This window comes from Cetobacterium sp. NK01 (assembly GCF_024506395.1).
In the GTDB taxonomy this organism is placed as follows: domain Bacteria; phylum Fusobacteriota; class Fusobacteriia; order Fusobacteriales; family Fusobacteriaceae; genus Cetobacterium_A; species Cetobacterium_A somerae_A.
This window is the reverse complement of record NZ_JANIBO010000008.1, coordinates 31,832-51,208: the sequence shown is the minus strand read 5'-3', so window position 1 is coordinate 51,208 and position 19,377 is coordinate 31,832. Positions and strand designations below refer to the sequence as shown.

At 28.1% G+C, this 19,377-nt stretch carries 21 protein-coding genes; 3 read left to right on the top strand and 18 right to left on the bottom strand.

Annotation, left to right across the window (positions count from 1 at the left end):
* Positions 1-169: 169 nt before the first annotated feature.
* The 12 genes from NON08_RS14865 to NON08_RS14810 form a co-directional block, all read right to left on the bottom strand.
* Positions 170-310, bottom strand: coding sequence for a hypothetical protein (locus NON08_RS14865; RefSeq protein WP_256692384.1), 141 nt, complete (start codon positions 308-310; stop codon positions 170-172).
* A 2-nt stretch (positions 311-312) separates the two neighbouring features.
* Positions 313-945, bottom strand: coding sequence for a hypothetical protein (locus tag NON08_RS14860; protein ID WP_256692383.1), 633 nt, complete (start codon positions 943-945; stop codon positions 313-315).
* Entirely contained in the window at positions 938-1,156 is a 219-nt protein-coding gene (locus NON08_RS14855) for a hypothetical protein (RefSeq protein WP_256692382.1), read from the bottom strand. The genes NON08_RS14860 and NON08_RS14855 overlap by 8 nt, the downstream gene beginning before the upstream one ends.
* A 14-nt stretch (positions 1,157-1,170) precedes the next feature.
* Positions 1,171-1,698: a JAB domain-containing protein gene (locus NON08_RS14850; protein ID WP_256692381.1), complete on the bottom strand. Its 528-nt coding sequence runs from the start codon at positions 1,696-1,698 to the stop codon at positions 1,171-1,173.
* A gap of 31 nt (positions 1,699-1,729) precedes the next feature.
* On the bottom strand, positions 1,730-3,127 hold the full coding sequence (locus tag NON08_RS14845) for a DUF4942 domain-containing protein (RefSeq protein WP_256692380.1): 1,398 nt from the start codon (positions 3,125-3,127) through the stop codon (positions 1,730-1,732).
* A complete protein-coding gene (locus tag NON08_RS14840; protein WP_256692379.1) occupies positions 3,120-3,581 on the bottom strand; it encodes a hypothetical protein in 462 nt (153 codons plus the stop codon). The genes NON08_RS14845 and NON08_RS14840 overlap by 8 nt, the downstream gene beginning before the upstream one ends.
* Before the next feature lie 60 nt (positions 3,582-3,641).
* On the bottom strand, positions 3,642-5,246 hold the full coding sequence (locus NON08_RS14835) for an AAA family ATPase (RefSeq protein ID WP_256692386.1): 1,605 nt from the start codon (positions 5,244-5,246) through the stop codon (positions 3,642-3,644).
* Positions 5,247-5,300: 54 nt separating this feature from the next.
* A complete protein-coding gene (locus NON08_RS14830; protein ID WP_256692378.1) occupies positions 5,301-5,498 on the bottom strand; it encodes a hypothetical protein in 198 nt (65 codons plus the stop codon).
* Between the two features lie 39 nt (positions 5,499-5,537).
* A complete protein-coding gene (locus NON08_RS14825) occupies positions 5,538-6,032 on the bottom strand; it encodes a siphovirus Gp157 family protein (protein ID WP_256692377.1) in 495 nt (164 codons plus the stop codon).
* 53 nt (positions 6,033-6,085) lie between these two features.
* Positions 6,086-6,727, bottom strand: a complete 642-nt coding sequence (locus tag NON08_RS14820) for a Rad52/Rad22 family DNA repair protein (RefSeq protein ID WP_256692376.1) — start codon at positions 6,725-6,727, stop codon at positions 6,086-6,088.
* An 82-nt stretch (positions 6,728-6,809) separates the two neighbouring features.
* A complete protein-coding gene (locus NON08_RS14815; RefSeq protein WP_256692375.1) occupies positions 6,810-7,568 on the bottom strand; it encodes a hypothetical protein in 759 nt (252 codons plus the stop codon).
* Entirely contained in the window at positions 7,558-9,303 is a 1,746-nt protein-coding gene (locus NON08_RS14810; protein ID WP_256692374.1) for a BREX system Lon protease-like protein BrxL, read from the bottom strand. The genes NON08_RS14815 and NON08_RS14810 overlap by 11 nt, the downstream gene beginning before the upstream one ends.
* A gap of 219 nt (positions 9,304-9,522) precedes the next feature.
* On the opposite strand from NON08_RS14810, the gene NON08_RS14805 reads away from it, so the two are divergent.
* From NON08_RS14805 to NON08_RS14795, 3 genes are all read left to right on the top strand, one after another.
* Entirely contained in the window at positions 9,523-10,590 is a 1,068-nt protein-coding gene (locus NON08_RS14805; protein ID WP_256692373.1) for a PD-(D/E)XK nuclease family protein, read from the top strand.
* Between the two features lie 402 nt (positions 10,591-10,992).
* Positions 10,993-11,382 (top strand): hypothetical protein, encoded by a 390-nt coding sequence (locus tag NON08_RS14800; protein ID WP_256692372.1) that lies wholly within the window; start codon positions 10,993-10,995, stop codon positions 11,380-11,382.
* Positions 11,383-11,416: 34 nt separating this feature from the next.
* Positions 11,417-12,214 (top strand): invasion associated locus B family protein, encoded by a 798-nt coding sequence (locus NON08_RS14795; protein ID WP_256692371.1) that lies wholly within the window; start codon positions 11,417-11,419, stop codon positions 12,212-12,214.
* A 746-nt stretch (positions 12,215-12,960) separates the two neighbouring features.
* Here the strand turns inward: NON08_RS14795 and NON08_RS14790 are convergent.
* From NON08_RS14790 to NON08_RS14765, 6 genes are all read right to left on the bottom strand, one after another.
* Positions 12,961-13,215, bottom strand: a complete 255-nt coding sequence (locus NON08_RS14790; protein ID WP_256692370.1) for a hypothetical protein — start codon at positions 13,213-13,215, stop codon at positions 12,961-12,963.
* A gap of 131 nt (positions 13,216-13,346) precedes the next feature.
* Positions 13,347-14,387 (bottom strand): PDDEXK nuclease domain-containing protein, encoded by a 1,041-nt coding sequence (locus tag NON08_RS14785; RefSeq protein ID WP_256692369.1) that lies wholly within the window; start codon positions 14,385-14,387, stop codon positions 13,347-13,349.
* A 23-nt stretch (positions 14,388-14,410) separates the two neighbouring features.
* A complete protein-coding gene (locus tag NON08_RS14780) occupies positions 14,411-14,980 on the bottom strand; it encodes a recombinase family protein (protein ID WP_256692368.1) in 570 nt (189 codons plus the stop codon).
* Positions 14,981-14,996: 16 nt separating this feature from the next.
* The gene (locus tag NON08_RS14775) at positions 14,997-15,602 is read right to left on the bottom strand and encodes a hypothetical protein (protein ID WP_256692367.1); all 606 of its coding nucleotides are present in this window, start codon (positions 15,600-15,602) and stop codon (positions 14,997-14,999) included.
* A 320-nt stretch (positions 15,603-15,922) separates the two neighbouring features.
* Positions 15,923-18,973 carry a type I restriction endonuclease subunit R gene (locus tag NON08_RS14770; RefSeq protein WP_256692366.1) on the bottom strand — a complete coding sequence of 1,017 codons (3,051 nt, stop codon included), beginning with the start codon at positions 18,971-18,973 and terminating at the stop codon, positions 15,923-15,925.
* The gene (locus NON08_RS14765) at positions 18,957-19,139 is read right to left on the bottom strand and encodes a hypothetical protein (protein ID WP_256692365.1); all 183 of its coding nucleotides are present in this window, start codon (positions 19,137-19,139) and stop codon (positions 18,957-18,959) included. The genes NON08_RS14770 and NON08_RS14765 overlap by 17 nt, the downstream gene beginning before the upstream one ends.
* Positions 19,140-19,377: the final 238 nt, after the last annotated feature.

Sequence of the window (19,377 nt, the reverse complement as noted above, 5' to 3'; positions counted from 1 at the left end):
AAACACTCCCCTTTTCAATAAATAATTATATCATTTTTTTCATAGCGTAGAAATACAACTTATTAACAGCTATACTTCTTTATTTTTAAAGGTTTTATTCAAATTAAAATAACAAATAATTTAAAAAATGAGTTGTAAAAATACAACCCATTTTATAGTTTTTTATTTTTTATTCTATCCATGCCTCAGCATCACTATCTATTTCTTTAGTTTCATAAAGATCTTCTAGAAAAATTTCAGCTCTTCTTTTACTATTAAACTCTCCAAAACTATACTCTTTACCGTTTATTTCAACTATAATCTCATACATCTTTAAGCCACCTCTTCTCTATAATCCTCATCATAATAAAGTTCTCCATCTTGGATAAAATATCTTCCAAAGATTCCTATTCCACACTCTTCATAATATAGCCAAATATTATTTGCTTTATCTCCAATTACTTCTTTGCAGATATTAATAAAACTTTCAAATAGCTCTAATGATATTGGGTTCCATGCAGTACTAAATATTAACTCATCTTTATTGATAGAGGAAAATAGAGAGTTCCATTTAGTCCCCCAATTTTCAGTACACCAGTCATACCACAGTATTAACATCTCACCATTATAATCTTTAAGTTCCTCTGATGAATATTTCTCATCCACATAACGATCTATATTAACTAACTTACCATCTATTCTGACCTTCAGAATTTTATTCTTAATTATTTCATCTAATATCTTTTGCTCTAGTTTATCTGGATTCTCATAGTAATATTTACTGAAAGCTTCTAAAGTATTGGTTTTAAAAGCTCTTAATAGAATATTTCGAGGTCTTTTAATAACCTTATTAAAATCAAAATATTCATCTTCAAATTCATCTTTAGACATAACCTTTTCTTTTATTCTCTCTAGTTCCTCTTGTGTTACATTCAATCTGATTCTATTAAAACAGTAGTTAGGCATTTGCTATCCTCTCCTTTATTTCATTTATTGTGTATTGCTGTACATTAAACTCATTTAACAGTTCTTCCAATTCCTTTATATCCTTAGCTTCTTCTATATACCATTCTCCCCAAGCTATTATATTTACTATAAATCCATCCTTTGTAATGTCTACCTGAATATCTTTAGTTCCTAAGCAATTAATACTTTCTGCTGATATAACTTTATCCATAACCTCATCTCCTTTTAATGTTCAATAAGCCCATTATCATAAAAGCTAAAATAATCCTCATCACTTATAATGATGTGATCCAGTAATTTAATGTCTAATATTTCTAACAGGTCTTTTAGCTCATGTGTTAGTTCAATGTCTTTTCTACTTGGCTTCAAATCTCCACTAGGATGATTATGAGCGAATATAATGCCCTTAGTTGGGTATTTTAAGGCTCTCTCTACAATCAGTCGAGGATAGACTACACTTCTGTCTATAGTTCCTCTAAATAGTGTTTCTTCCCCAATTAAACGATTAGAGGAGCTTAAGTATATAACCTTAAACTCCTCTGTATTTTTGAATCCTATATCACTTCTTAGATAATTAAGAAGTTCAGTTTTGCCCTTTACTGTTGCAAGGTCTTTCTTTCCGATGTTTCCTTTGCTTATTGTAGTCATAAGTTCCTTAAACTGTTCTAGCTCTTCACTTATCTCATAACTCTTTATTTTAGTTACTACTTCATCTATGTCTTTACACTTTAGAAATCTCAATATTTTCTTCATATATCCTCCATTTTATACAACAGTTGAGGGTTTAATACCCTAACCATTTTTTACCTTCACAAGCTACTCTATTAAATTCATCCCAGATCTTTTCATCTAGAAATTCAAAATGAATAGTTCCCTTTTTAAATATTTTAAACTTAAAGAATTCTGAGTTATTCCATTCACCAAAATTTACTCCCATATCAACTTTTGATTCTATGGTTAGAATTCTACCGATATCTTTTCCAATTAAATTACAGATTACTTTTTCTAAATCTCTTAGCTTATCTCTTTTTAGATAACTAAGCTTTTGTAATCTGTTGCTGCCTTTATCGTATTTCAAATAGAATGTATCAATCATATCTGGAAGGATAAACTTCTTTCCAACTTTCCATCTTTCATTAGTTTTCCATCCCTCTATATGAACTCGATTCTCTGGATAATATCGAGTTAAATAATCAAAGCTCTCTTCTATACAATTCTGAAAAATCTGTTTAGAATTCTGGATTAGAATTTCCAATAATTTATTTATATTATCTACTGTAAAAGGCAAGTTGCTATACTCCTGCTTATTATCAAAGAAATCCTTTTTAACCTGTGATGTCATTTTTTCTTCTAATTTAGTTTTATCAAATACTAGCTTCCAAAATGATGTTCTTACTTTTTCAAGAACCTCTTCATACTCTTTTTTACTATTACTAGAATTCTTTTCTAATAGGCTTTTTACATAAACTTTTTCTATGATTCCATCTAAGAAATATTCTAGTTTGCTTTTTAGAGTTAGATATTCCCCTACAATCTCTTTTACTGCTGTATATTTATCTTCTAAATTTTGTAATACATCTACTTTAGCTAGTTGGTTCATATTAAGCTCTTGAAAATCAATATCATCTTCTTTAGAGAAACCATCAAATTTAAATTCAAACTTCTTACCCTTAGTTTTATTTTGCAATTTAATTAATGCAACTTCTACATTAGTTTTTCTTTCAGCATCTTTAAAACAGTTTCCAAGATATTCTATATCAGCATTATTTCTCTCTAATATATCTATTAGAAGCTTTCTCTCTTTTGTACAAGGATTTCTTATACTCTCAGCATTTAAAAGACATCTTATGTATGTTCCTTCCTCTGATATATCCCAAGCTTTAAGCAAATGCTTAACTCCATTATCAAATGGTGGATTCATAAGGATTAAATCAAAAATATGATCTGGTTTATATTTTAGAAAATCATCTCCTAATATTGGATATTTCTTTTCTCGCAATATACTTTGTAATTCTGGACTCTTTTCAATACAAAATACTTTAGCTGATTTTTGATTTACAACACTAAGTAAATCACCTTTTCCTGCACTTGGTTCTAATATATTCATACCCATTAAATTAAGTCCTGATACCATTTTTAATCCTATTTCATATGGTGTGGGATAGAAATTCTTATCAAACATTTTCATCCTCCTTTATTTCTATGAAAAATGAATTTCTTTTATCTTCATATTTTTTCATCTCATACAAAAAGTCATCACAAGCTTTCTGATAATTAGTTTCAAGTATTAAAAATATGTCATGAACCATTCCATACTCTGGATCTGTTTCTAAATATTCTCTACAACATCTGTATTTGCTTGTAGGTGGATTTAGTGCTAAAGCTTGGTATTGACTCAATGGGAGTTTATAAAGTCTTGCTCTAATCTTTTTCTTTGTTGTAGTTATTCTCATAGCTATTTTCTTTTCAGTAGCAAATCCCTTTTGGTCTCTGTCTCCTTCAATTAGAAAATCTTTCATAAACGCTTGTAAAGCTTTCTTAAATGATTCAAATTCCTGAATTGTATATTCTGTTATTTTAAACTTCTTAGTGCCTTTTAGTTTATTTGCTACTGCTCTATGTAAATAATATTTCATAATTTCCTCCTAAATTAAAAGAGGTCATCCCTAAGGACGACCTCTTGTCTAATTCTCTATTTAGTTAATTTCACTTTCTATAGCAACATCTTTGCCACTGAAAGCCATTCCTATTTTTATTACTTTTGATACTCCATTATTTTTCATAGATATATCATATTTTTTCTCATTTATTTGAGCTAAAGCTTCTCTCGCTTTATCTTCAATGGAGTTTTTATCACCTATTTTAAACTCAAATATTAATCCATAGTTGCTCTTATCTTTAGGTTCTAGTGCTATATCATATCTACCATAACCACTTTCTCTATTAGAAGTAATTATATACTTATCACCTAGTGTTAAAAGAACTCCTAGCATAAAGTGATGATAGTATTTCTCGCTATCTCCAGTATCATGATAACTTACTGCGGACATATACATTTTTTTAAATTTATTTATAAATGAATTTAAATTTCCTAAAAATAAATCTTCCATCATAGTTCCATAAAAGTGAACATCTCCTTTTGTGTATGTCTCTATGAAACTTTGTCTAAAGAAACTTTTAATCTCTTGATTAGGTATTTTTAATGAATATGATTTAAGTCCAGTTATTGGAGATATTCTCATTTTCTCATATGTTAAATATCCTGAAAATAACATTAAAGACCAAACAGTATTCGTATTATTTAAATCATCAAATATTATATTTTCTGAAATCGTTTCCCAGATTGATTCTCCCTTGAATATTAACTCCAACTCCTCAAATACCTTTTTATCATTTTTAGCTAATAGTTGTTTTATTAGAGCATTATCACTTGTATTTATCCAGTAGGGATTAAGTTCTTTATTGTTAATACAATTTATAATAGACCAAGGATTATAAACTAGTTTATCTCCAAATCTATAACCGTTGTACCATTTTTTAATTTCTTCTAGTTCATAATCTAATTCATAATATTTTAAAGCTTGTTCCACTTCACCTTCAGTTAATCCAAAATAATTAAAATTATTATCCAATATTGTAGATACAGTAATATTATTTAAGCCAGAAAATATACTTTCTTTTGCTATTCTCAATATTCCAGTAAGCACTGCAAATTCCAAGTAGGGATTTCCTTTTAATGCTGCACTCAGAAAATTACGAAAGAAGAATATAGCTTCATCATAATAACCTTGTGAGTGGGCTGTTACTAATGGAGTATCATATTCATCTATTAGGATAATTACTTTTTTTCCATATTTTTCATACAAATGCTCTGATAAATTTAAAAGTGAATTTTCCTGTGCATCTCTTTTTTCTTCTAAAATAAGTCCATATTTTTTGTATTCTTTTTTTATCAAACCTATAAATTTTTCTAAGCAAAGCTCCCAGTTATTGACTTTTATATCTTTTAAACTGATATATATAACTGGATATTCACCTTGATATATCATTTTATCTGTATTCGAAATATTAAGATCATTAAATAAATTTCTATTAAGCTCTCTATCTTCTATGTTAAAGAAATAGTTAAGCATTGACATATTTAAAGTTTTTCCAAATCTTCTTGGTCTTGGTAATAGTGTTACTTCGGATTTCTTATTCAATAATTCATCTATGAACATTGATTTATCAGCAAAATAATAGTCATTTTCTATTATTTTTTTGAAGTCATCTATTCCTGCAGGTAACTTTTTCTTAACCATCTTTTTCACCTCATTAATATATTTTCTTTAGTATATCACATCTTCTACTCAAAATTAACACTTATCTATTCTACTGTGAAACATGAAATTCTCTAATTCTTGATTATATTCTGTAGTTCCAACTTCATATTCAAAACTTTCCATATATTCTCTCTCTGCTTTTTGAAATTCTTCCATCGCTTCATCTAAAGTTTCAAAACATCCTCTAAACTCTAGTTGATATGTACCATTATAAGTACTTACTACATACATAAATTACCTCTCTAAACTGTTTAAAATCAATTTTAAAGCCTATCTTATTTGTAACGAGTATTTGTCTTCTAAATGTACTCCTTTTATGTTTTTACCCTGTTTTAAGAGTTCTGACAACGTCCTTTTGTCTGGTACTAATTCTATTTTCTTTTGAATATATTTTTTAGGTATAAGATCTAAATTATCTATTGCAACTGAAACACTTTTTCTAAGTCCTAAGTTTCCTAATTCTGTTTCAATTTTATTTTTATCTAAATTTAAAAGAATGTCTGTAAGATACTTTTTCAAGTTATTAACTTTTTTTTCTTTTTGTTTTCTAAGCTTTTCTAATCTATCTTCTTCTTGTGATAGTATTTCAACTTCTAAAGAAATATTCCTAATATATTTGATAATGTTACTACTTTTATTTTCTAGTTCTTCTTGTAAAAACTCCATAATATAATTATAGTTTTCTCTATCACTCTCATTCTGATCTGACTCTAAGAATATATCTAACGTATCTATCATTCCGTTTACAATTTCATAAGCTTTCATAATTTCCTCCTAAATATAAAAACCTCTGGAAATCTCCAGAGGTCTATTGTTTATTATGCTATTTTATTATTTTTCATTAAATATTTGCACGCATTTACTATTTTTACATCTTTGCTATTTGTTATCAGATAAATTAAGTAATCCTTGTTTTCTTTAAGAATATCTCCTAAAGTTTTTCCTTTGTATTTTCCAAAAGTTATTTCTATTCTTTTGGCTTTTTCATCTTTTGGCAGATCATCTTTAATTTCATTAGAAATATTCTTACTTAAATTTAATGTTGGAGTATCTTTAAATATGTAACTCTTTCCTTTTTGTTCTATAGGATACCATCTATTTTCAACTTCATATAGATACCGACCTATTCCCCAAACGGAAGCAACTCTTTTAAAAGCACAACTGATTCCACCTTTAATCGACTCATAGTCTGTAACTCCCGATCCATCTTCTTTTGCTATCCATTCACTATCAATTCTTATTTCTAGAGTTGCAATGAAACCCCCAGTTATTTCTTTGTAAGATACTCTCCAGTTATTTAACCCCACAGTATCATCAAGTCTATTTTGAATTGCTCTTGCTTGAACATAGGCTAAAGCTAGACCTTTTGTTTTATCCGAATTAGTAGCACCAACTCTAAATTCTAGTTCTTCATCAGAGAATGGTTTTTCTAATCTTTCTTTTAATGTTTTTACATCCATAAGTGACCTCCTTAAAATACTATAGTTTGGACTATCACTTATATAATATATAATCATTTTTTATTAAATTATTCTATAAAATTTAACTCCAATCATCGTCATCATCGTCATCATCGCTAGAATCATATTCATAGTTATTATATTTATTTAGATTATTAAAAGTACTTTCATAGTTATTTAAAATAATTTTATATTCATTTTCATTAAAAAAATTAACATTAGGATTATCAAGAAAAGCTTCTAAGTTAAAGTCAAGTTTAATATTTTTAGTTTTAGATTTAGGATAAATATTTAAAAAATTATTGAATTTAAAGAAAGGTTCTTTAAATTCAAAATCATAAATATTCATAGAATCTATTGATATATATTTTTTAGTTAATTCAATAAAAACTTTAAAATAAAAATATAAATTAGAGTCATATTTTATTGAATTAAATGTAGTAATATTGGATATTGTTGATCTGATAAGTCTAAAGTCATTTTGCTTTCTATAATAATAACTACTAATATAACTATCATTACAATTTTGAAATTTTTTATTATCAAGTTCAAATAGTTCTAACTCTGAAATAAATTTATTATATTCTTTTAAAGAATCGGATTTAATAAGACTAAAATTTTTACATTCAATAAAATTAGATAAAAGACCTTTAGAATTGATAGCAATTTTATATTTATAACCATTATAAATGAATATAACTCTATTTTTCTCTAAGTGGTTTTGCTCAAAATTAAGATTGGATTTATCTAATTTTTCCTCCAATACAGATTTTATAAAATCTTTGCTTCTATCTTTTTCGGAAATATTAGTTAAAATATTAGTTAATTGATTAATTGTCATATTTTATCGCTAATTTAGGTAATATCCTAATTAACTCCTCCTTATCTTTTGTATAATTTATAATACATAAATTTTTATCAAAATCATCTTTAAATTTTTCTAATTTATTTCCAATATTAATTCTATCTATATTATTAGGAATAAAGAAATTCGAATACTGTTTTGGATAAGTTTCATCACTACTTTTAAATATAAAATACTCATGTTGAAGTAAATCTAATTTTATTTCTCTTAAATAAACTTCTAGCTTTTTATTGTAATTTGAAATCTCATTTTGTAAGAGTTTTATAACTTTAGATTGTTCATTTACAGTTTGTTTTAATGAATTTATTTGTCCTTCTTGGTACTTTAGTATAGAGTTTAGTGTTGATTCTAAGTTTTTAAACTCTTCTGGAAGATTAAGACTAATAGATGTATTTAAAATATCTTTCCAATTTTTAAATAATCTATAATTATTATAAGGTTCTGAATACTGTTGAATAATATAGTTTTCATTGTTTTTTAAGATAGGTATAAAGTATTTTTTTTCATCTTCTTTTAAGTTTGAGTATAATTCATTTTCTTGTTCATTTTCAATTCTACCAAACCTATTTAAAGGAATCTTATATATTTTGCCTTCATCAAAGAATTTTAAATGTAATCTATTTTCATAGAAATAAACTTTATCAACTTCATTTAGTGTTTTATTAGCAATATGTCTAATATCTTCTTCAATAAATTTTAAAGCTAATTTTTTAACGTCACTATTAAAAAGATTGAAAGTTTCATTTCCTAAGAAGCTTCTCCCAAATAAAGCAATGTGCTTTATAGCATTTAATTCAAACTCTGTATAATCTTCGTTTGGATAAATCAATTTTATAAGACCTTCAAGAGTTGCATTATAGTGAGAAATAGATCTAACTGTATCTTTTGGATTAGCTATAGTTTTAACTTCTAAAGATATTTCTCTAAGTAAACTTAAAATATGTATGAAGTAATTTATATTCAAAGATTTTTCTGAATACTTTTCTAAATAATGAAATTGTTCAAATTTAAGATGCCATCCAGGAATAACAAAACTTATTCTATCTTTAAATGGTGACTGTCTAAAGGCTTCAGGAAAGAAAGTAAATAAATCTATTTTATAATTAGGATTAGTTAATAGATTTAATTGTTCTTCTTTAAGGTTACCTACAAAACCAATTGAAACAGAATTTATTATATTAGCTCCATTTCTTCCAGAATTTCCATCAGCTAAAAAGCTACGTAGTTTTGTTGCTAACTCTGGTGATATTGAACTTCCCTCAGAAATTTCATCAAATACTACAACTTTGTAATTACTTAAAATTCCTAAATCATTCTTAGATTTAGCATCTCCAAATAGCTTGGATTCTGTTAATGAACCTGTTGGACAATATGCTTCTCTTGAAAATTTTTGATATGTAGAAGATTTTCCAGTGCTCTTATCTCCTAATTCAATAAAGTTAAATGATTTCTGGCAAAATGGAATTATTCTAATTAATAGTATTATCTTCTCCATAAAAGAAAGATTGAACGGTTCATATCCAAATGTTCTTAAAATTAAATTGACTCTTTCACTAACAGAGTAATTTTGAACTAGTTTTTTCCAATCCTCAAGAGAAAATTCTTCATTAATAGAATCTTCTAAATCATAATATGTTGATAAACGATCTAGTTGTATCTTTTGGGTAATAGAATGTTTATTAGGGTTAAATGCAAAAGTATAGTTTGGCATACTTAAATCCTCTCCTTGTGTAGGGTTATAAAGCAAAAGCTTTTAAATAAAGAGTATCATAATATATCAAATGAAATCAAGATATTCTATCAAATAGAGATTTAACGTTTGAGTAGCTCTTGAAACGCTAGTATAGACCATTCAAATTATATATTTTACATTGCTATTTTAGAAGAATACAATGTAAGAAAATTAGCTGTGATTAATATGGGAGGGTGTATGAGACCAAATATTTTTAAATTTGCTACAAGTGAGCTATCACAAGATGCTCTTATATGCTATGTATTAGATTATTATAATGACCTATTTAAAGATAAATATCCGTTAGAAAATAAATTTGCAAGATATGTTATTAGTGAAATTTTAGAAAAAATAGAAATTAAAAACCTTGAAATAAATAGTTTAGAAGTAAAAAAGCAATTTATGGCAATAGATATTTTATTAATATTAAATGATAAAATTTATATAATAATTGAAGATAAAACCTTTACATCTGAAAGAGAAAATCAGATGAATGGCTATAGAGAAAAAATTATTAAACATTACCAAGCTAAAGAAGAAAATGTGTACTGTATTTACTATAAAACTGGAGACGAAAGCTATAAAAATATTTCATTGATCCAAGAAGGAAAGAATATAAGAACTTTTTTAAGAGAAGAGATTATAGAAATATTTGATAAGTATGAAGGAAGTAATATCATATTTCAAGATTACCTATTAAATTTAAAAGCTATTCAAAATGAAAGAGATTCTTTTAAAAGTAAAGATTTAAGAAAAGATACCTTTACTTGGAATGAAGTTATTGGATTTTATAATGAATTAGATAAAGCTTTTGTTAAATTAAGATCTGAAGGAATAATGCCTAAAGATATTGATTTTAATTGGCAATATACAGCTAATCAAAAAGGTGGATTTATGTGTTACTATTTTGAAAATGTCCTTAATTTTGATAATTATGGTTATTATTTGCAGCTAGAATCTAATTCAATACCAGAAAAAACCATTCAAGAGAATTTGAAATTTGTGTTTAAAGTTTGGAGTGACAATAAAGATATTTCTTTATTGTATAAGGGGTTAGATATATTAACAGAAAATTATGGAGATACAATAGTAAAACCTTCAAGATTTGCTCGTGGAACTTGGATGACACAAGCAATAATAAAAGATTATCTAGTAATTAATGAAATTGGAGTAATAGATGTTTATAAAACAGCAATAAATATAGTTAATTGGCTAGAAAGTCTTAGATCTTTAAAAAGTAAATTATTCGATATTTCAAGGGAGTGATTCTTAAGTATAAATTGATTTTTATATAATAAAAAGAGTATACTTAATTTAACGATAAATAATTGGAGATGTCAAGTTTCCAAGAAAGAGCTTTAGAGTCTAGTCAACTTTTAAGGCTCTTTTTATTTTTTATAAAAGTTTAAAAGAGTTCTATATTTTATTTGAATTTATGCTATGGTTTAACTGTAATTAAAAAATGAGAGTGAATCAAACCAATCGATAAAAGTCAATTTGGTATAATTAAAATAGGATTATTTGAGTCTGATTCTAAAGACTAACAAATAGAAAAAATAGATATAAAAAAGTATATATAGTTTCGATTAAAAAAATTTGACTAACCTAAATAAAAGAGGTATACCCTAGTAATATTATCATAAATTAAATTGTAAAAGAGGTGGGGTTATGGAAAAAAATATTAAATTATTATTAGGAAAAATCCTGGGTGAAATTTATGAAATGCAGGGATTTAATTGTGTTGTATCTCCTGGAACTGTATATGGACTTCAAAATGGGTTTGAATTTATATTGGATGAAGTTATAGGAGATTATAAAATAACAACTGAAGATTATAAAAATTTTGTAAGTATATTAAATCCTATTTATAATAATAAAGAAAATTTATCAAAATTTAATGGATATTATGACATAGAAGAGGAGATGAACAAAGTAGGGATAGATCGAGAAAAAGCTATCCTTCTTTTTAATTACTTTAATAGAAATAATTGTTATGAAGAACTTATTAAAAAATTAAATTCACCAAATTCTCCAAACGAGCTAAAGACATTTAGATAAAATTATACTAATTCATCTAAAATGGGGGTATCTAATGAAAAAAAGAGTAATCAGTTTATTTTTATTTATATTTTGTATTGCTTTTGGGACATGGGAAAAAATAGATGTAGTTGATGAATTTGGGGATAAAACAGGACAAGTAACAATGGTAAAAAATGTAGATTTATTTCAAGGATTTAGACTTCTTAAGAATAATGATGATTCTGTAGTAATGGATGTAATGATAGGTCCTCAAGCTCAGGTAGGAGAAGTGTATCCTTTAAAATTAAAAATAGATGGCGGACAAGTAATCGAAATTGAAGCTGTTGCAGTATCTGATAGGCTTCTTAGATTATTAGTTGATGAAGAATTTTTTAATAGCCTTAAAAAAGGAAATAAAATAGCAATTGTAGCCTATAATACAAATGGAGCACCAATGAATATGATTTCTGATTTAATGGGGTTTACTAAGGCATATGAGACAATAAAACAAACTCCAAATATGAATGATAATAAAAAAATTAAAATTGGAGAAGAGGAATTTATAGTTTATTATCCTAATGGTCGTGTTAAAACTTATATTAATGATTATCTTGGTGACAGTGAATACGCTGATGAACCTATAGATTTTATACCACTAAGAGCACTTTTAAAAGAAATAGAAGAGATGGTTAATGAAAATATAAAAGCTAAAACACAAGATCATATTTGGCAGCTTGGAGAAGGTTTAATTCCTCATTTAAAAGGATTATCTTATTCTAAGAACTTAAGTGAAGAAGAAAGAAATGAATTGGATAGCCTAACGGCAGAAACAAATGAACTAGTAGAACGGTATCAAAATGCTTTTAATTAAAAAAAAGAATGGCATAGACTAGACCATTCTTTCCATAAGTACTTAATCACAATATCAGAGCTGATAATTGTTTCAGTTAAGTATAACATGGTTTTCAAAAAATAGAAAGAACCTCTGGGGGGGGGGAGAGGTTCTTCTTTGGGGGGATTAAATTATACTTATAACACTTTTCATATTAACTTAGACAACTCGTTACATGAAAAAAGTTTGAAGAAATATTTTTTTATAAAAAAGTAGAGGATGAAAAACATCGTTTTATTTTGTAAGTAGATGATTTCTCTACTATATACTAGATATATAAACCTTTTATGCTTAATGTTCATTTTTTCCTTCTAGGGGTTCCATCAGGAAAACGCGGAATAACAACGCTAAGGATTTTGGTAATCCTTTATAACACCTTTGTTTTCAATGCGTTTTGGCTATTTTTCATTAGAAAAAAATTTCAGTAACCTTTATGAGTGATATATTAGATTTTTAATGACAAAAAGATAAAAGGTCCTCTGGGGGGGAGTGAGGACCTTTTAGGGGGGATTAAACTTTATTTATTAGCATTTTATAATATTTTGACGTAAGAGTTTTGAAAAAAGTTTCACAAACTCTATTTTTTTAAAATTAATTTTTTTATTAAAATTGAGGGTATGTATTATGTCGAACACTTTTTTTGAAGGGTCTTAAAACGCCTCTCAGAGCGTCGTTTTTTAGAATAAAAAAAGTGTAGAAAGTGAGAGCCTTCTACACAGGTATTTTTAATCATTTTTCTTGTTTTCTAGTTCATTCCAATCGTTAATCAATTTATAAAATGTACTTTTTTTAAGTTTTAATATTTTCATAGCTTCGACACCAGAAATCTCTCTAGTTTTCCAAAGCGGATAAATCTCTTCCCAGTTTGATGGAAAAGGTATAGGTTTACGCCCTTTATACTTTCCAAGTTCCTTTGCTATCAGTATCCCTTCTTTTTGACGCTCTAAAAGGGGTCCCGTCAGGAAAACGCAGAATAACAACGCTAAGGATTTTCCTGACCAGCTATAAACCCTTTACTTTCAAAGCTTCAATCTATATTTAACTCTTAAAAAATTTTAAATATTATTATTACAAAGAAAGATAGTAATTCTATATATCGTTTGTCCTACTTTTATTTTTGAATAGCTAATTCCTTAGCTTCTAATATAGCTTTATGCAATTTTTCTTCTAATAATTTTTTAGGTGGCAAACTTGCTAAATATTCAGAAACTCGTATATTCCCTTCTGTAAGTCCTAAAAGCTCTATCTCTTCTGAATCCTTACTTGCACAAAGTATTATGGCAATAGGTTCCTCTTCAAATTCTTGCTTTTCATACTTACTTAGCCACTTAAGATAAAGTTCAACTTGTCCTTTATATTGAGGTTCAAATTCTCCTAACTTTAATTCTATTAAAACTAACCTTCTCATTTTTCTGTGATAAAAAAGAAGATCTAAATAATAATCTTTATTTCCTATTTGAATTCTTTTTTGTCTTCCCATAAAGGCAAAATCACTCCCAAATTCTAAAAGAAATTTCTCTAATTCTTGTAAGATTCTATTTTCTAAATCTTTTTCAGAATAACTATTTTCTAGCCCTAAAAAATCTAAAATATATGGATCTTTAATAAAAAGAGATTCGGTCATTATTTTCTGATTAGATAAAAGTTCTAAATCTTTTTTTATTGTTTCTTCTGGCTTTTTAGAAATTGCAGTTCTCTCAAATAACATTGAATTAATTCTTTCTTTAAAAACTCTAACAGACCACCCTTCATTTATAGCCATTGCTATATAAAACTCTCTTTTTAATTCATTTTCTATTTTAATTAATTCTACAAAATGTGACCATGATAATTGTCGTGACAGTGTCGCGACATTCTTAAAATTTTTAAATGCCTTATAGAACTGAATCATCCTTAATAGATTACTTCTACTAAACCCTCTACCATATTCAAAAGCTAAACGTTTAGATAATTCTACAACAATATTTTCACCATATATTTTATCTGCTTTATCTAAAATATCTTTTTGAATATATTCTCCTATTTTCCAATATAGAATTATTAGCTCTGAATTTATGGCTTTTAAAGTACTAGATTTTGAAGTCTCGATTAAGCTTATGATATAACTATAATTTCCCTGAATGTCTAAATTCTTTATTTCGTCATTTTCCATAATATATCTCCATTATTATTTTATTATAACTCCCCTCTTTCTTTAAGAACCTTTTCCCATCTATATATAGTAGCTCTTGGAACTCCAAATTCTTTTGATAATTCAGTTTTATTAAATCCCTTATTATAAAACATCTTAAATCTATTTAAACTATCTCCTTTTAATTCAATGCTACCTTTTTTTCTTCCCTTATATTTTCCTTCAGCCTTAGCAATAGCAACACCTTCTCTAACTCTTTGATTGATATTTTCTCTTTCTAATTCTGCAACAGCTCCAATTATAGTTAAAAAGAATTTACCAATAGCTGTTCCAGTATCAATATCTTTATCTAAAACCTTTAGAGTAGCTCCTTTATCCTCAATTTCTTTAGTTATTTCTAATAAGTCCATTGTACTACGACTTAATCTATCTAAAGATTTAACAACTACTACATCACCCTTTTGTAATCCCTCCAACATAATTTTTAACTGAGGTCTTTCTTTATCTTTTCCAGACACTTTATCACTGTAAACAATATCAGCTTTATCATAAGCTAAAAGCTGTCTATCTAATTTTTGCTCAACGGTTGAAACTCTAACATAATACTTTATCATAAAAACTCCTTCTAATTTAATATTCTACAGAATTGTGATTTTTTTTTAATTGAGTAATGAAAGATTGTTCATCTTTAATTTTTTTGATATCAATTTTTCGAAAAAACCAACCATAAGAAAAGTGACCTACTACATACAAATTATTAATTAAATTATCATTTTCTTCATATTGTTTTTTAAGTTCAGAAAAAAATGGTTTTATGCTCTTAGAAGAAAATCCAACAATTAAAACATTTATTTTAGGATTTAATGTATGTAAGTCAAAAATAAGTTTAGCCATAGTTGAAAAACTATTTTTTAATAAATTTTGGTCTACTTTAGATAATTCTTTAGTTTTAACTGAATAAATTGGAGTTTTATTTAAACAAATATAATTTTCATTTTTCTTTAAGTTTAATTTTTTATCAAAAAACTTTCTTAAATTATTAGCGGCAGCTCCTTCTGAAAAATATTGTTGATTTTTGAACTCTGTCGTTCCAGGGTTATCACCGACAATAATCCAACTAATAGTATCAAAATTATTTACATTCTCTAAATCTTTATTAAAAACCATTTTATCGCTTAATTTGGACTTGTTTTCAACATATTTTTTAAAATTCTTTATATAATATTGGTAATTCAAATATTTCCCTCCAAAATTGTATTATTAAATTTGTTTTTAATTTATAATACATTATATGTGTAGAAAAAGCAAGAAAAACAGTGGAAATAAGATATATTTTATATAAATTTCTATGTATTATCTATGGTACAGTCTACTTAATACACTGTCAAACAATACAAAAGAGAGTCCTAGTGGACTCTCTTTAAGTTCTATAAATTTCACTCTTATAATCTACTTCCAGAATTAATAAAGTAATCAGCAACTTAATTTAAATTAGTCAGACACTATCTGACTAATTCTATCTTAATTTTCTAGATAGCTTCTATATCATTTTATAATTATATTATGTCTTTAAATATCAATTCGTTCATTACTGCATTTTTCATACTATTTTCAAATGCATTCCTGAATACAGAATCGTTTACAAAGTTTTTATAAAGCTCAATTTCTTTTCTTCTATGTTCTCTCATGACATCTTCTAAAATTTTTGTGAATGCTAAATCTCGATTTTGAGTATCCTTGTTTTTAGCAACCTTCTCTTCATAATCCTTATGTTCTTTTATATCTTTCATCAAGGATACGAATTTTACTTTCTGCTCTTCAGGTGTAGCCTTCCATCCTTGAAAATATCGTTCATTGAAGTTTTTAATGATTTCATCAAGGTGATCCTTTTCCTCCTCCATACCATGGGCTCCCCTCATATTAGGGTTTTGAGGATCTACTTCTGCTTCAGCATCCTCCAAAGAAATTGTTACATTTAATTTTGTTCTTTCCAATCCATAGCTTGAAAGATCTACAGTCTCCAGAAGCTCATCCAAAAGTTCATCTTCTCTTGTCTTAACTTTTAACTTAGGAATTAGGAATTTTAAAAACCAGAAAAGTTTTTCCCAGTCTGGAATTTCATAAGGTATAATGGATGCCATTTGACTGTAAATCTTTACAAATTGCTTGGCCTTTATTTTGTAATCTATTTTCTCCTTATCCTCAAGCTCTAACTCCTCATTAAATCTTTGAGCAGAATAATCTATGATAGGGCTTAGTTCCTGGGCATCTACTCCGCTAAAATATTTTTCTATAAAATCTTCAACTTCATGCCAGTCATACACTCCTGTTTCATCCAGCTTCTCCTTTAAGTCATGAAGAATATTTATATCTGTTGCACCGCTTAAAGATGTAGCTGTATAGAAGGGATCAAAGGAATCCTTAATTTCAGCTGTTGTATTGAAAAAGTCCAAAATAAAAAGATCTTCTGTCTTCTTGCCAAGATCATTTGCTGAACGATTAAGCCTTGATAAAGCCTGTACTGCTAACACTCCCTGAAGTTTCTTGTCCACATACATTGCACAGAGCTTCGGCTGGTCAAAGCCAGTCAGATATTTGTTTGCAACTACCAGAATTCTGTAGTCATCGTTGTCAAATTCTTTTGAAGTTTCTGTTTCAGGAAAACCGTTAATATCAGTTTCCGTATATTCGATTCCATCCACTATTTTCTTTCCTGAAAAGGCTATCGCGACTTTAAATGGATTGCCATGTTCCTTCAGGTATTTTTCTATTGCCTTGTAATACCTTATAGCAGATTCGATATTCTGGGTTACCACCATTCCTTTAGCCTTGCCCTTCAGCTTCTTGGTGCTGAAGATTTTAGAGATGAAGTGCTCCATCATTATTTCAGCCTTGGTTCCTATTGTAGCTTTATTTGCCTCTACATAGATACGCAGCTTTCTTTGAGCCTTTTTAGAATCGAAGAGAGGATTTTCAGTTATTGATTTTTCTATCTCATAGTAACTCCTATAGGTTGTATAGTTAGCTAACACATCCAAGATAAATCCTTCCTCTATCGCCTGCTTCATTGAATATAGATGGAACGGTTTGAATTTTCCTTCTGCGTCCTGTCTTCCAAATCTTTCCAGCGTAGTATTTTTTGGAGTGGCTGTAAAGGCAAAATATGAAGCATTTCCCTTCATCTTTCTTGCTTGAATAGCTTTTAAAATCTTGTCCTGAATATCTTCTTCATTCTCATCTTCCTGACAATTTCCCATAGCCTCATTCATCTTTCCGGCAGCAGTTCCGCTTTGAGAGCTGTGGGCCTCATCTATTATTACGGCAAATCTTTTGCTACTCAGATCTGCTATACCATCTACTATGAATGGAAATTTCTGAATTGTGGTTATTATTATCTTCTTTCCATTCTCCAGTGCCTCTTTCAAATCCTTGGAGTAGTAAGCTGGAGCTACGATATTTTTTACTTCGGAAAATTCCTTTATGTTATCCCTAAGTTGTTTGTCTAAAAGTTTTCTATCGGTTACAACTATGACCGAGTCAAATATAGGCTGGTCTGCTGATTGTCCTTCTACTACTTGAATGTTCTCTGGGTAGGCTTCTATCAACTGGTATGCAGCCCACGTTATAGAATTAGACTTTCCTGAACCTGCAGAATGCTGTATAAGATAAGTTTGTCCTGCTCCATTTTTTCCAACATCAGCAAGAAGCTTCCTTACTACATCCAGCTGATGATATCTCGGAAATATTATCCTCTTCTTGCTTAGGGGGTCCGTGTTTTTTCCTTCTAGAGTCACAAAATGCTGGATAATGTTTGCTAAGCTCTCTCTGCTTAAAACCTCTTTCCAGAGATAATCGCTTCTGTGTCCAAAGAGATTTACAGGATTCCCCTTTCCATTGTTATTTCCCTTATTGAAGGGCAGAAAGAAGGTTTTTTTTTCGTCTAATCTCGTAGTCATATATACCTCGTCTGTATCTACTGCAAAGTGGACTATACATCTTCCAAAATTAAGAAGAGGCTGGGTTATATCTCTATCTTCCTTATACTGCTTTATTCCATGAACCCTTGCTGTCTGCCCCGTCCAAGCATTTTTCAGCTCCATGGTAATCACTGCTAGTCCATTAATAAATAGAACCATATCTATTTCCTGAAGAGGGTTCTTTTCGTTGTATTGCAGCTGCCTTGTTATACTGAACTGATTTTTCTGAAAATTTTCCTTTACCTTGTTACTACTACTTTCCAATGGTAGCTGATAAAACATTGTAAAGTGTGCATCGTCAATTTGGATACCCTTTTTCAAAACTTTTAAAATTCCGTCCTTCTTGATAATTCTATCCAGTCTTTCAAGGATTTTAAGTTTATAGTCCGAATGTTTTTTCAGCTTTTCTAGTTCTTCTTTATGGGTAGTCTCAAGGAAATTCCAAAGTCTTACTTCATCTACTGCATATTTCTTGTTGAAATCTCTTGGAAAACCTAGCAGATATCCATTTCCACCAAAAGAAAAACTTGTCTCTCCTATTTCATCCTCAACATGTTCTTCACTTATAATTCCAGTAAGAGCCCTCTGGATTGCTGATTCTAATGCCTGTTCGTTAGTCTTGCTTCGCATGATAATCCCCCACTTTTATTTTTCCTGTAACCGCATTATCTATAAGTATTTCCTTGTATTCCTTTAACTTCTGGATCTGCTTGTACTGTAATGAAACTACATTGTCTATTTTTTTAGATTCTTCATCTATAGGCCAAGCTCCGTTTTTTTCCCGAAATCGTATCATTGAAAACTGAGAAAGTTTAGATTTAAGTTCTTGTATATCATCTATTTATATGATACAATTTAAAAAAAATGGAGGTGAAAGATGAAGATAGACGCTAAAAATTAATCAAAATTAAATATAATTTTTGGCATCTAGTGAAATTTTCACTTTTTTGTAATGTAATTTTTTGCTTAACTGTAGAATAAGAAACTGACCATAGGATTTACGGAAGGAATCCCTTGAATTTTTTATACCTCTA

Excerpts from the sequence above, each read along its gene's own strand:
- NON08_RS14865 (WP_256692384.1), bottom strand. The coding sequence starts at position 310 with ATGTATGAGATTATAGTTGAAATAAACGGTAAAGAGTATAGTTTTGGA.
- NON08_RS14860 (WP_256692383.1), bottom strand. The coding sequence starts at position 945 with ATGCCTAACTACTGTTTTAATAGAATCAGATTGAATGTAACACAAGAG.
- NON08_RS14855 (WP_256692382.1), bottom strand. The coding sequence starts at position 1,156 with ATGGATAAAGTTATATCAGCAGAAAGTATTAATTGCTTAGGAACTAAA.
- NON08_RS14850 (WP_256692381.1), bottom strand. The coding sequence starts at position 1,698 with ATGAAGAAAATATTGAGATTTCTAAAGTGTAAAGACATAGATGAAGTA.
- NON08_RS14845 (WP_256692380.1), bottom strand. The coding sequence starts at position 3,127 with ATGTTTGATAAGAATTTCTATCCCACACCATATGAAATAGGATTAAAA.
- NON08_RS14840 (WP_256692379.1), bottom strand. The coding sequence starts at position 3,581 with ATGAAATATTATTTACATAGAGCAGTAGCAAATAAACTAAAAGGCACT.
- NON08_RS14835 (WP_256692386.1), bottom strand. The coding sequence starts at position 5,246 with ATGGTTAAGAAAAAGTTACCTGCAGGAATAGATGACTTCAAAAAAATA.
- NON08_RS14830 (WP_256692378.1), bottom strand. The coding sequence starts at position 5,498 with ATGTATGTAGTAAGTACTTATAATGGTACATATCAACTAGAGTTTAGA.
- NON08_RS14825 (WP_256692377.1), bottom strand. The coding sequence starts at position 6,032 with ATGAAAGCTTATGAAATTGTAAACGGAATGATAGATACGTTAGATATA.
- NON08_RS14820 (WP_256692376.1), bottom strand. The coding sequence starts at position 6,727 with ATGGATGTAAAAACATTAAAAGAAAGATTAGAAAAACCATTCTCTGAT.
- NON08_RS14815 (WP_256692375.1), bottom strand. The coding sequence starts at position 7,568 with ATGACAATTAATCAATTAACTAATATTTTAACTAATATTTCCGAAAAA.
- NON08_RS14810 (WP_256692374.1), bottom strand. The coding sequence starts at position 9,303 with ATGCCAAACTATACTTTTGCATTTAACCCTAATAAACATTCTATTACC.
- NON08_RS14805 (WP_256692373.1), top strand. The coding sequence starts at position 9,523 with ATGAGACCAAATATTTTTAAATTTGCTACAAGTGAGCTATCACAAGAT.
- NON08_RS14800 (WP_256692372.1), top strand. The coding sequence starts at position 10,993 with ATGGAAAAAAATATTAAATTATTATTAGGAAAAATCCTGGGTGAAATT.
- NON08_RS14795 (WP_256692371.1), top strand. The coding sequence starts at position 11,417 with ATGAAAAAAAGAGTAATCAGTTTATTTTTATTTATATTTTGTATTGCT.
- NON08_RS14785 (WP_256692369.1), bottom strand. The coding sequence starts at position 14,387 with ATGGAAAATGACGAAATAAAGAATTTAGACATTCAGGGAAATTATAGT.
- NON08_RS14780 (WP_256692368.1), bottom strand. The coding sequence starts at position 14,980 with ATGATAAAGTATTATGTTAGAGTTTCAACCGTTGAGCAAAAATTAGAT.
- NON08_RS14770 (WP_256692366.1), bottom strand. The coding sequence starts at position 18,973 with ATGCGAAGCAAGACTAACGAACAGGCATTAGAATCAGCAATCCAGAGG.
- NON08_RS14765 (WP_256692365.1), bottom strand. The coding sequence starts at position 19,139 with ATGATACGATTTCGGGAAAAAAACGGAGCTTGGCCTATAGATGAAGAA.